The sequence below is a fragment of the Streptococcus parasanguinis genome (assembly GCF_001073155.1).
In the GTDB taxonomy this organism is placed as follows: Bacteria; Bacillota; Bacilli; order Lactobacillales; family Streptococcaceae; genus Streptococcus; species Streptococcus parasanguinis_D.
Window position 1 is genome coordinate 1 of the sequence record NZ_JVEE01000047.1, and the last position, 13,444, is coordinate 13,444.

The 13,444-nt window shown below is 43.2% G+C and carries 9 protein-coding genes, 2 tRNA genes and 3 rRNA genes; 13 read left to right on the forward strand and 1 reads right to left on the reverse strand.

The window, feature by feature from the left end:
- Positions 1–135: 135 nt before the first annotated feature.
- The 5 genes from ADH92_RS08825 (at position 136) to ADH92_RS08845 (ending at position 5,106) form a co-directional block, all read left to right on the forward strand.
- Positions 136–1,683 (forward strand): 16S ribosomal RNA (locus tag ADH92_RS08825).
- Between the two features lie 53 nt (positions 1,684–1,736).
- Positions 1,737–1,809: transfer RNA gene (locus tag ADH92_RS08830), tRNA-Ala, on the forward strand.
- A gap of 123 nt (positions 1,810–1,932) precedes the next feature.
- Positions 1,933–4,832 (forward strand): 23S ribosomal RNA (locus ADH92_RS08835).
- Positions 4,833–4,911: 79 nt separating this feature from the next.
- Positions 4,912–5,027 (forward strand): 5S ribosomal RNA (rrf, locus tag ADH92_RS08840).
- The 16S, 23S and 5S rRNA genes sit together here with 2 tRNA genes alongside, the layout of an rRNA operon.
- Before the next feature lie 5 nt (positions 5,028–5,032).
- Positions 5,033–5,106, forward strand: a tRNA-Asn gene (locus ADH92_RS08845).
- A 95-nt stretch (positions 5,107–5,201) separates the two neighbouring features.
- On the opposite strand, the gene ADH92_RS08850 is transcribed toward ADH92_RS08845, so the two are convergent.
- Positions 5,202–6,557 carry an aspartate kinase gene (locus ADH92_RS08850; RefSeq protein WP_049498143.1) on the reverse strand — a complete coding sequence of 452 codons (1,356 nt, stop codon included), beginning with the start codon at positions 6,555–6,557 and terminating at the stop codon, positions 5,202–5,204.
- Between the two features lie 240 nt (positions 6,558–6,797).
- Between ADH92_RS08850 and fabM the strand changes: the two genes are divergently transcribed.
- The 8 genes from fabM (at position 6,798) to fabF (ending at position 13,441) form a co-directional block, all read left to right on the forward strand.
- Positions 6,798–7,589 carry a trans-2-decenoyl-ACP isomerase gene (fabM, locus tag ADH92_RS08855; RefSeq protein ID WP_049498144.1) on the forward strand — a complete coding sequence of 264 codons (792 nt, stop codon included), beginning with the start codon at positions 6,798–6,800 and terminating at the stop codon, positions 7,587–7,589.
- Between the two features lie 96 nt (positions 7,590–7,685).
- Positions 7,686–8,120 carry a fatty acid biosynthesis transcriptional regulator FabT gene (gene fabT, locus ADH92_RS08860; protein ID WP_009732277.1) on the forward strand — a complete coding sequence of 145 codons (435 nt, stop codon included), beginning with the start codon at positions 7,686–7,688 and terminating at the stop codon, positions 8,118–8,120.
- Positions 8,120–9,094 (forward strand): beta-ketoacyl-ACP synthase III, encoded by a 975-nt coding sequence (locus ADH92_RS08865; RefSeq protein WP_049498145.1) that lies wholly within the window; start codon positions 8,120–8,122, stop codon positions 9,092–9,094. Before fabT ends, ADH92_RS08865 begins: the two co-directional genes overlap by 1 nt.
- A gap of 58 nt (positions 9,095–9,152) precedes the next feature.
- Positions 9,153–9,377: an acyl carrier protein gene (locus ADH92_RS08870; RefSeq protein ID WP_003003892.1), complete on the forward strand. Its 225-nt coding sequence runs from the start codon at positions 9,153–9,155 to the stop codon at positions 9,375–9,377.
- 114 nt (positions 9,378–9,491) lie between these two features.
- The gene (gene fabK, locus ADH92_RS08875; RefSeq protein ID WP_049498146.1) at positions 9,492–10,457 is read left to right on the forward strand and encodes an enoyl-[acyl-carrier-protein] reductase FabK; all 966 of its coding nucleotides are present in this window, start codon (positions 9,492–9,494) and stop codon (positions 10,455–10,457) included.
- Positions 10,458–10,479: 22 nt separating this feature from the next.
- Positions 10,480–11,400, forward strand: coding sequence for an ACP S-malonyltransferase (gene fabD / locus ADH92_RS08880; protein ID WP_049498147.1), 921 nt, complete (start codon positions 10,480–10,482; stop codon positions 11,398–11,400).
- A gap of 12 nt (positions 11,401–11,412) precedes the next feature.
- Positions 11,413–12,147, forward strand: a complete 735-nt coding sequence (gene fabG / locus ADH92_RS08885) for a 3-oxoacyl-[acyl-carrier-protein] reductase (RefSeq protein ID WP_003010456.1) — start codon at positions 11,413–11,415, stop codon at positions 12,145–12,147.
- 61 nt (positions 12,148–12,208) lie between these two features.
- Entirely contained in the window at positions 12,209–13,441 is a 1,233-nt protein-coding gene (gene fabF, locus ADH92_RS08890; RefSeq protein ID WP_003010454.1) for a beta-ketoacyl-ACP synthase II, read from the forward strand.
- Positions 13,442–13,444 lie beyond the last annotated feature (3 nt).

The following is a 13,444-nucleotide window of genomic DNA, read 5'->3' on the forward strand; positions in this document are numbered from 1 at the left end:
GAGAGCGACAAAGACCTTTGAAAACTGAACAAGACGAACCAATGTGCAGGGCGCTATAACTAAGGTTATAGTAACTGAACAATAAAAAAACAATAAATCTGTCAGTGACAGAATGAGTTTAAGACAAACAATTATTTTAATGAGAGTTTGATCCTGGCTCAGGATGAACGCTGGCGGCGTGCCTAATACATGCAAGTAGAACGCTGAAGCTTGGTGCTTGCACCGAGCGGAAGAGTTGCGAACGGGTGAGTAACGCGTAGGTAACCTGCCTCTTAGCGGGGGATAACTATTGGAAACGATAGCTAATACCGCATAAAAGTCGACATTGCATGATGTTGATTTGAAAGGTGCAATTGCATCACTAAGAGATGGACCTGCGTTGTATTAGCTAGTTGGTGAGGTAACGGCTCACCAAGGCGACGATACATAGCCGACCTGAGAGGGTGATCGGCCACACTGGGACTGAGACACGGCCCAGACTCCTACGGGAGGCAGCAGTAGGGAATCTTCGGCAATGGGGGCAACCCTGACCGAGCAACGCCGCGTGAGTGAAGAAGGTTTTCGGATCGTAAAGCTCTGTTGTAAGAGAAGAACGAGTGTGAGAGTGGAAAGTTCACACTGTGACGGTAACTTACCAGAAAGGGACGGCTAACTACGTGCCAGCAGCCGCGGTAATACGTAGGTCCCGAGCGTTATCCGGATTTATTGGGCGTAAAGCGAGCGCAGGCGGTTAGATAAGTCTGAAGTTAAAGGCTGTGGCTTAACCATAGTACGCTTTGGAAACTGTTTAACTTGAGTGCAGAAGGGGAGAGTGGAATTCCATGTGTAGCGGTGAAATGCGTAGATATATGGAGGAACACCGGTGGCGAAAGCGGCTCTCTGGTCTGTAACTGACGCTGAGGCTCGAAAGCGTGGGGAGCAAACAGGATTAGATACCCTGGTAGTCCACGCCGTAAACGATGAGTGCTAGGTGTTGGGTCCTTTCCGGGACTCAGTGCCGCAGCTAACGCATTAAGCACTCCGCCTGGGGAGTACGACCGCAAGGTTGAAACTCAAAGGAATTGACGGGGGCCCGCACAAGCGGTGGAGCATGTGGTTTAATTCGAAGCAACGCGAAGAACCTTACCAGGTCTTGACATCCCTCTGACCGCTCTAGAGATAGAGTTTTCCTTCGGGACAGAGGTGACAGGTGGTGCATGGTTGTCGTCAGCTCGTGTCGTGAGATGTTGGGTTAAGTCCCGCAACGAGCGCAACCCCTATTGTTAGTTGCCATCATTGAGTTGGGCACTCTAGCGAGACTGCCGGTAATAAACCGGAGGAAGGTGGGGATGACGTCAAATCATCATGCCCCTTATGACCTGGGCTACACACGTGCTACAATGGCTGGTACAACGAGTCGCGAGTCGGTGACGGCAAGCTAATCTCTTAAAGCCAGTCTCAGTTCGGATTGTAGGCTGCAACTCGCCTACATGAAGTCGGAATCGCTAGTAATCGCGGATCAGCACGCCGCGGTGAATACGTTCCCGGGCCTTGTACACACCGCCCGTCACACCACGAGAGTTTGTAACACCCGAAGTCGGTGAGGTAACCGTAAGGAGCCAGCCGCCTAAGGTGGGATAGATGATTGGGGTGAAGTCGTAACAAGGTAGCCGTATCGGAAGGTGCGGCTGGATCACCTCCTTTCTAAGGAAATGGAAACCTGTACGTTGGTCTTGTTTAGTTTTGAGAGGTCTTGTGGGGCCTTAGCTCAGCTGGGAGAGCGCCTGCTTTGCACGCAGGAGGTCAGCGGTTCGATCCCGCTAGGCTCCATTAACACTGTAAGGGTGTTAAGATTGAACATTGAAAATTGAATATCTATATCAAATAGTAACAAGAAAATAAACCGAAACGCTGTAAATATTTAAAGAGTTTAGGTCGCAAGACCAAAAATAAGGTTAAGTTAATAAGGGCGCACGGTGGATGCCTTGGCACTAGAAGCCGAAGAAGGACGTGACAAACGACGAAATGCTTTGGGGAGCTGTAAGTAAGCGACGATCCAGAGATGTCCGAATGGGGGAACCCACTAGCTAATGGCTAGTACTCCTATCTGTTAAGGATAGGTAGAGGAAGACGCAGTGAACTGAAACATCTAAGTAGCTGCAGGAAGAGAAAGCAAAAGCGATTGCCTGAGTAGCGGCGAGCGAAACGGCAGGAGGGCAAACCGAAGAGTTTACTCTTCGGGGTTGTAGGACTGCAATGTGGACTTAAAGATTATAGAAGAATGACATGGGAAGGTCAGCCAAAGAGAGTAAGAGCCTCGTATTCGAAATAGTCTTTATACCTAGCAGTATCCTGAGTACGGCGGGACACGAGAAATCCCGTCGGAATCTGGGAGGACCATCTCCCAACCCTAAATACTCTCTAGTGACCGATAGTGAACCAGTACCGTGAGGGAAAGGTGAAAAGCACCCCGGGAGGGGAGTGAAATAGAACCTGAAACCGTGTGCCTACAACAAGTTCGAGCCCGTTAATGGGTGAGAGCGTGCCTTTTGTAGAATGAACCGGCGAGTTACGATATGATGCGAGGTTAAGTTGAAGAGACGGAGCCGTAGGGAAACCGAGTCTGAATAGGGCGGAATAGTATTATGTCGTAGACCCGAAACCATGTGACCTACCCATGAGCAGGTTGAAGGTGAGGTAAAACTCACTGGAGGACCGAACCAGGGCACGTTGAAAAGTGCTTGGATGACTTGTGGGTAGCGGAGAAATTCCAAACGAACTTGGAGATAGCTGGTTCTCTCCGAAATAGCTTTAGGGCTAGCGTCGACATTAAGATTCTTGGAGGTAGAGCACTGTTTGGGTGAGGGGTCCATCCCGGATTACCAATCTCAGATAAACTCCGAATGCCAATGAATTATGGTCGGCAGTCAGACTGCGAGTGCTAAGATCCGTAGTCGAAAGGGAAACAGCCCAGACCACCAGCTAAGGTCCCAAAATAATTGTTAAGTGGAAAAGGATGTGGGGTTGCACAGACAACTAGGATGTTAGCTTAGAAGCAGCTATTCATTCAAAGAGTGCGTAATAGCTCACTAGTCGAGTGACCCTGCGCCGAAAATGTACCGGGGCTAAAACAATTTACCGAAGCTGTGGATACCTTTATAGGTATGGTAGGAGAGCGTTCTATGTGTGGAGAAGGTGTACCGTGAGGAGCGCTGGAACGCATAGAAGTGAGAATGCCGGTATGAGTAGCGAAAGACAGGTGAGAATCCTGTCCACCGTAAGACTAAGGTTTCCAGGGGAAGGCTCGTCCGCCCTGGGTTAGTCGGGACCTAAGGAGAGACCGAAAGGTGTATCCGATGGACAACAGGTTGATATTCCTGTACTAGAGTATGTAGTGAAGGAGGGACGCAGTAGGCTAACTAAAGCGTGCGACTGGAAGTGCACGTCTAAGCAGTGAGGTGTGAATTGAGTTAAATGCTTAATTCTATAACATTGAGCTGTGATGGGGAGCGAAGTTTAGTAGCGAAGTTAGTGACGTCACACTGCCAAGAAAAGCTTCTAGCGTTAATCATACTCTACCCGTACCGCAAACCGACACAGGTAGTCGAGGCGAGTAGCCTCAGGTGAGCGAGAGAACTCTCGTTAAGGAACTCGGCAAAATGACCCCGTAACTTCGGGAGAAGGGGTGCTGGCTTTCAGTCAGCCGCAGTGAATAGGCCCAAGCAACTGTTTATCAAAAACACAGCTCTCTGCTAAATCGTAAGATGATGTATAGGGGGTGACGCCTGCCCGGTGCTGGAAGGTTAAGAGGAGTGCTTAGCGTAAGCGAAGGTATGAATTGAAGCCCCAGTAAACGGCGGCCGTAACTATAACGGTCCTAAGGTAGCGAAATTCCTTGTCGGGTAAGTTCCGACCCGCACGAAAGGCGTAATGATTTGGGCACTGTCTCAACGAGAGACTCGGTGAAATTTTAGTACCTGTGAAGATGCAGGTTACCCGCGACAGGACGGAAAGACCCCATGGAGCTTTACTGCAGTTTGATATTGAGTGTCTGTGCCACATGTACAGGATAGGTAGGAGCCATAGAGATCGGGACGCCAGTTTCGATGGAGGCGTTGTTGGGATACTACCCTTGTGTTATGGCCACTCTAACCCGGTAGGTTCATCATCTACGGAGACAGTGTCTGACGGGCAGTTTGACTGGGGCGGTCGCCTCCTAAAAGGTAACGGAGGCGCCCAAAGGTTCCCTCAGAATGGTTGGAAATCATTCGCAGAGTGTAAAGGTATAAGGGAGCTTGACTGCGAGAGCTACAACTCGAGCAGGGACGAAAGTCGGGCTTAGTGATCCGGTGGTTCCGTATGGAAGGGCCATCGCTCAACGGATAAAAGCTACCCTGGGGATAACAGGCTTATCTCCCCCAAGAGTTCACATCGACGGGGAGGTTTGGCACCTCGATGTCGGCTCGTCGCATCCTGGGGCTGTAGTCGGTCCCAAGGGTTGGGCTGTTCGCCCATTAAAGCGGCACGCGAGCTGGGTTCAGAACGTCGTGAGACAGTTCGGTCCCTATCCGTCGCGGGCGTAGGAAATTTGAGAGGATCTGCTCCTAGTACGAGAGGACCAGAGTGGACTTACCGCTGGTGTACCAGTTGTCTCGCCAGAGGCATCGCTGGGTAGCTATGTAGGGAAGGGATAAACGCTGAAAGCATCTAAGTGTGAAACCCACCTCAAGATGAGATTTCCCATGATTATATATCAGTAAGAGCCCTGAGAGAAGATCAGGTAGATAGGTTAGGAGTGGAAGTTGTGTGAGCAATGGAGCGGACTAATACTAATAGCTCGAGGACTTATCCAAAGAGTCAGAAGATATTGACAACGAAAGGTTAACTTGTTAGAATATAGATGTTCAATTTTGAATGTTTAATCATTCAGAGTTAAGTGACGATAGCCTAGGAGATACACCTGTACCCATGCCGAACACAGCAGTTAAGCCCTAGAACGCCGGAAGTAGTTGGGGGTTGCCCCCTGTGAGATAAGGTAGTCGCTTAGCTTTATTCCGCCATAGCTCAGTTGGTAGTAGCGCATGACTGTTAATCATGATGTCGTAGGTTCGAGTCCTACTGGCGGAGTATAGAATAAAAGAGATCAAGTAATTGATCTCTTTTTTTACTTTTCATTTTAATGTTAATTAAAGCTCCGTTTAGTTAACGGAGCTTTTCTCTATTTAGTTATTTGGGAAAAATGCTTGATATAAGGCTTTAATTGCTTTTTCTTCTTGATCTTTACTTACAACAAACATGATGGAAACTTCACTAGAACCTTGCGAGATCATTTGAATATTCACTTCATTCTCTGATAGTGCTTTGGCTGCAGTGGCAGTAACCCCTACCTGACTCTTCATTTTCTCACCAACAATCATAATGATGGAAAGATCATGTTCAATTTCGGCTGTGTCAACTTCGAGCTTTTGCGTTAATTGTTTTAAAATTTCTTGTTCTTTGATTGGAGTCAGTTCACGAGAACGCAAAATGATGGACAAGTCATCGATTCCTGTTGGCATATGTTCCCAACTGATATTGAGATCTTCTAAAATTTGAAGGACTTTTCGACCAAAACCGACTTCACGGTTCATAAGGTATTTTGTAGTGTTAATACTAACGAATCCTGAATCACCTGCAATTCCTACAACAGTCACATGATCATTTGAATGTTCCAAAACAATGCGGGTTCCAGGGTGGTCTGGATTATTTGTATTTTTAATAACTAATGGAATTTTACCTCTGTATGCTGGAACGAGTGCTTCATCATGCAAGACTGAAAAACCAGCATAGGCTAATTCACGCATTTCTTTGTAGGTTAATTCGGGAATAGAATGTGGGTGTTTAATAATACCTGGATGTGCTGCAAAGATACCATTTACGTCTGTAAAGTTTTCGTATAAGTCTGCTTTTACACCTGCTGCAATGATCGATCCTGTAATGTCAGATCCACCACGAGAAAATGTACAAATGTCGCCATCTTGAGTAACACCAAAGAAACCTGGAATGACAATCACTTCACTTGAATCTTTTAGTTCTTCAATTTTATCGTAACTAGATGGTAAAATACGAGCGTTGGAAGGTTCTGCAGTGACCGTAATTCCTGCTTCTTTTGGATGGATATATCTTGCTTCTAATCCATTTTGATTGAAATAGGCAGCAATGAGTTTAGCATTGTTATTTTCACCAGCTGCTAGGAATGCATCGTATGTAAATGGATTCCCTTTTTTAGGTAAATTTGTTAAATCATAGATATCTTCAGCAATTTCCTGAATAATAGAATCTTTGAGACCCAATTCCTCTGTAATGGCACGATAACGTTCAATAATCCACTGTTGTGTTTGTGTGACATCCTTATCTGAAGTAAATTCTTTATAATACCGGATCAGAGCGTCTGTTACTTTTGTATCTTCAGCGTTGCGTTTGCCTGGAGCTGATACAACTACAAATCTTCTTTCTGGATCATCTTTAATGATATCAAGTACTTTTTTTAATTGTGGAGCTGATGCTAGAGAACTTCCACCGAATTTAGTTACTTTCATATTTTCTCCTTAATAGTTTCATTAGTACATTATACCAAACTTCAGTTGTTGATACAATGTATTTATAAATAGGGCATAGAATAGGTGGATCTTATGAGGCTAGAAATTGTCATGATTCAAATTTTACAATTTTGTTACATCTTATAGATATATTTTACTATTCTTATTTTTTATGGTATGATATGTTATAATTAAAAAGTTTTAATATCAAAATATTTTATATTTAAATAAAAGGAGTCTGTGATGTTTGAAACAATTTTGTATTCTGTTGAAAACGATCTCGCGTCAATTTCTTTAAATCGTCCTGAAGTTTCCAATGGTTTTAACATTCCAATGTGTCAGGAAATTTTAGCTGCCTTGGAAGATGCAGAAAAAAATGAGGAAGTAAAATTCATTATTCTATCAGCAGAAGGGAAAATCTTTTCAGTTGGTGGAGATTTGAGTGAAATGAAACGCGCAGTCGATGCAGATGACATTGAGTCTCTTGTTTTAATTGCTGAATTAGTTAATACTATTTCTAAGAAGATTAAGCAATTACCTAAGCCGGTTATTATGGTAGCTGATGGAGCGGTCGCAGGAGCGGCGGCCAACATAGCAGTAGCTGTTGATTTTTGTATTATTAGTGATCGTACTAAATTTATTCAAGCCTTTGTTGGGGTTGGTTTAGCACCAGATGCGGGTGGGTTATTCTTATTAGGAAAAGCTATTGGTATGTCTCGGGCTACTCATTTAGTAATGACTGGTGAAGCTTTGACCGCAGAAAAAGCATCGGAATATGGCCTAGCTTACCGCGTTTGTGAATCTGAAAAACTTGAGAAAACAGTTGATCAATTGCTTAAAAAATTAAGAAGAGGATCTTCAAATTCTTATGCTGCCATGAAAGAAATGGTTTGGGAAGCCTTCTTGAAAGAATGGGACCAATATGCGAATCTTGAATTAAATTTGCAAAAGAAACTAGCATTTACAGAAGATTTTAAAGAGGGGGTTATTGCCTACTCTGAAAAGCGTCGGCCACAATTTAAAGGAAAATAAATTTGTATTTTTTCTATGTTTTATGAAAAAATGCTTGCAAATTATTTTCATTTTTGATAAAATTTGACTATCAAAGTAAAATTAGGAGGTGGAGTTTTGAATTACCAATTAGTTAATGACTATTTAACATCCATCTTTAATAATGTTTTGGTTATCGAGGAGACGAGCCTAAGAGCAAGTCGATTTAAAGATGTTTCTATTAAAGAAATGCATACGATCGACGTGATTGGTTCGACACCGAATGCAACCCCGAGTGATATTTCACGGGAGTTGATGGTGACTTTGGGGACTGTCACGACAAGTTTGAATAATCTTGAGCGCAAAGGGTATATCGAAAGAAGAAGATCTGAAGTTGATCGCCGGGTTGTACACTTGAGTTTAACAAAGAATGGTCGTCTACTTTATCGACTTCATCAGCAATTCCATAAACGGATGGTCAACCAGATTATTGGAGATATGAGTCCCGAAGAGAAGAAAGTGATGCAAAAAGGATTGCAAAATCTGTATCGTTTCTTGGAGGAAATTAAATAATGGTCTTTGCTAAAATTAGTCAAGTTGCTCATTATGTACCTGACCAAGTCGTATCGAATGATGATTTAGCTGAGATTATGGATACAAGTGATGAATGGATCAGTAGTCGGACAGGCATTCTTCGTCGTCACATTTCAAGAGATGAGACGACCAGTGATCTTGCAACAGTTGTCGCACAAAGATTATTAGCAAAAGCAAACTTAGACGCTGAAGAAATTGATTTTATCGTTGTGGCTACGATTACTCCAGACAGCTTAATGCCATCGACTGCAGCCCGAGTACAAGCTAATATTGGAGCTTCTCGAGCCTTTGCTTTTGACCTGACTGCAGCATGTAGCGGGTTTGTATTTGCATTAGCCACTGCTGAAAAATACATTTCTTCAGGGATGTACCGGCGAGGGATTGTGATCGGTAGTGAGACGCTTTCAAAAGTATTAGACTGGTCAGATCGCTCTACTTCAGTACTTTTTGGAGATGGAGCTGGCGGTGTCTTGCTTGAAGCGAGCGAACAAAAATCGTTTTTAGCTGAAAGTCTTTTTACGGATGGTAGCCGAGGAGCTAGTCTTGAGTCTTGCTATGTGGGTCTGTCTTCCCCTTATTCAGAGGAAGTTACCGATCGAAGATATCTGACGATGGATGGACGGGCAGTTTTTGATTTTGCTGTTCGTGATGTCACGAAAAGCATTCAAAAGATTATAGCAGACGCCTCTATGGAAGTAGAAGAGATTGACTATTTTCTTTTACATCAGGCGAATGACCGAATGTTAGATAAGATGTCAAAAAAACTGGGTGTCTCTAGAGAGAAGATCCCAGCAAATATGATGGAATATGGGAACACTAGTGCTGCTAGTATCCCCATTCTATTATCAGAGTGTGTCGAGAATCATCGAATCAAGATGGATGGAAGTCAAAAAATTCTTCTTACAGGATTCGGTGGAGGTTTGACATGGGGCACACTTCTTGTTACAATCTAGTTAAACATGTGGAAACACATTTTAAAAATTTATATATTATTTTTTAAGGAGGCCTGTCATGGCAGTATTTGAAAAAGTACAAGAAATTATCGTTGAAGAACTTGGTAAAGAACCATCAGAAGTAACTCTTGAATCTACATTCGAAGATTTAGAAGCTGATTCATTGGATTTGTTCCAAGTGATCTCTGAAATCGAAGATGCTTTTGATATCCAAATCGAAACTGAAGAAGGATTGTCTACAGTTGGTGATCTTGTCGCTTACGTAGAAGAAAAAACAAAATAATGATAGATGAGAGTATCGAAAGATATTCTCTCTTGTTTAGGTAATAGTTTGAGGCTCAAAGAAACAATCTTTCGAACTCAAACTATTACTTAAGCGAAAAAAGAGGTAGGTATAATGCAAACACGAATTACTGAACTATTGAATATTAAATATCCAATCTTCCAAGGTGGGATGGCATGGGTCGCTGATGGTGACTTGGCTGGAGCAGTATCAAATGCCGGTGGTCTTGGAATCATTGGTGGCGGGAACGCTCCAAAAGAAGTTGTAAAGGCTAACATTGATAAAGTGAAGTCTATTACAGATAAACCTTTTGGTGTAAATATCATGCTTTTGTCCCCATTCGCGGATGACATTGTTGACCTGGTGATTGAAGAAGGTGTAAAAGTTGTTACAACTGGTGCTGGAAATCCTGGGAAATACATGGATCGTTTCCATGAAGCAGGGATCACTGTCATTCCTGTTGTTCCATCTGTTGCCCTTGCAAAACGGATGGAAAAATTAGGTGCCGATGCAGTGATTGCAGAAGGGATGGAAGCTGGAGGCCACATTGGTAAATTGACGACTATGACCTTGGTTCGTCAAGTGGTTGAAGTTGTTTCTATTCCAGTAATTGGTGCTGGAGGTGTCGCTGATGGTGCCGGTGCTGCAGCTGTCTTTATGTTAGGTGCCGAAGCTGTTCAGGTGGGAACTCGTTTCGTGGTTGCTAAAGAATCTAATGCTCACCAAAACTTTAAGAATAAAATCTTGAAAGCGAAAGATATTGATACGGTAGTTTCAGCATCAGTTGTTGGACACCCTGTTCGTGCGATCAAGAATAAATTGGCTTCTGCCTATAACCAAGCTGAAAAAGATTTCTTGGCAGGTAAGAAGACTCAAGAAGAAATTGAAGAATTAGGAGCAGGTGCGCTTCGCAATGCCGTTGTTGATGGAGATGTTGACAATGGATCTGTAATGGCAGGCCAAATTGCTGGTCTTGTGAGCAAGGAAGAAACTTGTGCTGAAATTCTAGAAGATATCTATTATGGTGCAGCCAAGGTGATTCAAAGAGAGGCTGCTCGTTGGGCAGATGTAAACGTCTAAAAACGTCGAAAGGATTAGGATAGTGACAAAACGTGCGTTCTTATTTGCTGGTCAAGGGGCTCAGAAATTGGGCATGGCGAGCGATTTGTATGCGGCTTATCCCGTTGTTAAAGAGACATTTGATACGGCTAGTCGTATTCTAGGCTATGATTTGCGTGAATTGATTGATTCTAACGAAGAAAAACTGAATCAGACACGCTATACTCAACCAGCTATTTTGACAACGTCAGTAGCCATTTATCGTCTCTTAGTAGAAAATGGTATCACTCCTGATATTGTTGCCGGCCTCTCTTTGGGGGAATATTCTGCCTTAGTTGCGGCTGGAGCTCTTTCGTTTGAAGATGCAGTAGCTTTGGTTGCGAAACGTGGTGAATTCATGGAAACAGCAGCTCCTGCTGGAAGTGGGAAAATGGTTGCTGTTATGAATACAGATCCAAGTTTGATCGAAGAGATTTGTCAACAAGCATCTGAAAAGGGTGTAGTAACACCAGCTAACTACAATACGCCAGCACAAATTGTGATTGGTGGTGAGGTTGCGGCTGTGGACTATGCTGTGGAACTATTGCAGGAAGCAGGTGCCAAACGCTTGATCCCTTTGAATGTGTCAGGTCCATTCCACACAGCCTTACTGGAATCTGCTAGTCAAAAATTGGCGACTGAACTAGAAAAAGTATCATTTAATGATTTTGATCTTCCTTTAGTTGGGAATACAGAAGCTACGATCATGAAGTCGGAAGATGTGAAAGCACTGTTGGCCCGTCAAGTAAAAGAACCGGTTCGTTTCTATGATTCAATTGCTACGATTCAAGACTTTGGTGTAGATGAAGTCATCGAGATCGGACCTGGAAAAGTCTTGTCAGGATTCTTGAAGAAAATTGATAAAACTCTTCCAACTCATAACGTCGAAGATCAGGCTAGTCTAGATGCACTTCTGAATGCTTAAAACGAGGTAAAGATGGAACTTAAAAATAAAAATGTTTTTGTAACAGGTTCAACACGAGGAATTGGATTGGCTGTGGCTCATAAATTTGCGAGTCTCGGTGCCAATGTTGTCCTAAATGGACGTTCTGAAATTTCTGAGGACTTGCTTGCGCAGTTTGCTGACTATGGTGTGACTGTTGTTGGTATTTCTGGGGATATTTCTAATGGCGAAGATGCTCAACGTATGGTAGCTGAAGCAATTGAAAAGCTTGGAAGTGTTGATGTTTTGGTCAATAACGCTGGCATTACAAACGACAAGTTGATGTTGAAAATGACTGAAGAAGATTTTGAACGGGTCTTGAAAATCAACTTGACCGGTGCCTTTAATATGACACAAGCTGTCTTGAAACCTATGTCTAAGGCTCGTCAAGGTGCCATTATCAACATGTCCTCTGTTGTTGGTCTAATGGGGAATATTGGTCAAGCGAACTACGCGGCTTCAAAAGCTGGTTTGATTGGTTTTACCAAATCAGTAGCGCGTGAAGTTGCAGCCCGTGGCGTTCGTGTGAATGCCATTGCACCTGGTTTCATTGAATCAGATATGACTGATGCTATTCCAGAGAAAATGAAAGATGCCATGCTAGCTCAAGTGCCAATGAAACGAATTGGTCAAGCTGAAGAAGTGGCAGAAGTTGCGGCTTTCTTGGCAGGTCAAGAATATTTAACTGGTCAAACAATTGCCATTGATGGTGGAATGACCATGCAATAATGAATGCTCACTGATCGAAAATCACTTACTTAAATATCCATCCGACAAAAGGAGAATATATATGTCTACAAATCGTGTTGTTGTTACAGGTTACGGTGTAACCTCACCAATCGGAAATACACCAGAGGAGTTCTGGAATAGCCTTCATGAAGGAAAAATTGGAATCAAGCCTATTACGAAATTTGATGCTTCTGAAATTCCAGTCTTTAATGCTGGTGAAATTCAAGATTTCCCATTCGATAAATATTTCGTGAAAAAAGATCAAAATCGTATGGATACTTACTCATTGTATGCAATCTATGCTGCAATGGAAGCTATTGAAAATTCAGGCTTGAATATGGAAGAAGAAGATCGCGATCGTGTTGGTGTGATTGTATCATCTGGTATCGGTGGTTTGCAAGAATTGGAAGATCAAATTATCCGGATGCATGAACGTGGGATGAAGAGAATCCAACCAATGTTTATTCCAAAAGCTCTTTCAAACATGGGTGCTGGAAACATCGCACTTAAGATTGGGGCTCAAGGGGTATGTAAATCCGTGACAACAGCTTGTGCTTCTGCCAATGATGCCATTGGGGAAGCTTTCCGTGAAATTAAATTTGGTATGCATGATGTTGTTTTGGCAGGTGGTGCTGAAGCTTCAATTACCAAGATTGGTATCGGTGGTTTCAATGCTCTTACGGCCCTTTCAACAACGGAAGATCCAGAACGTTCCTCTATTCCATTTGACAAAGACCGTAATGGTTTTGTGATGGGGGAAGGTGCAGGGGTTCTCGTTATTGAAAGCTTGGAACATGCTCAAAAACGTGGTGCTAACATCTTGGCTGAGATTGTTGGTTACGGTTCAAACTGTGATGCCTACCATATGACAACACCTACACCAGATGGTTCAGGTGCTGCTAAAGCGATTAAATTAGCGATCAATGAAGCTGGTATCAAACCTGAAGATGTTGATTATGTTAATGCTCACGGGACATCAACACCTGCCAATGAAAAAGGTGAAAGTGGTGCCATTGTTTCTGTCCTTGGTAAAGAAGTTCCTGTATCATCTACTAAATCATTTACAGGGCACTTGTTAGGTGCTGCAGGTGCGGTTGAAGCGATTGCTACTATCGAAGCGATTCGTCACAGCTTTGTACCAAAAACTGCTGGTACCAAAGAATTATCTGACTATATCGAAGCAAACGTTGTTTATGGTGAAGGTCAAGAAGCGGATATTCAGTATGCTATCTCAAATACCTTTGGTTTTGGAGGACACAATGCTGTTCTGGCCTTTAAACGTTGGGAGGGTTAATTC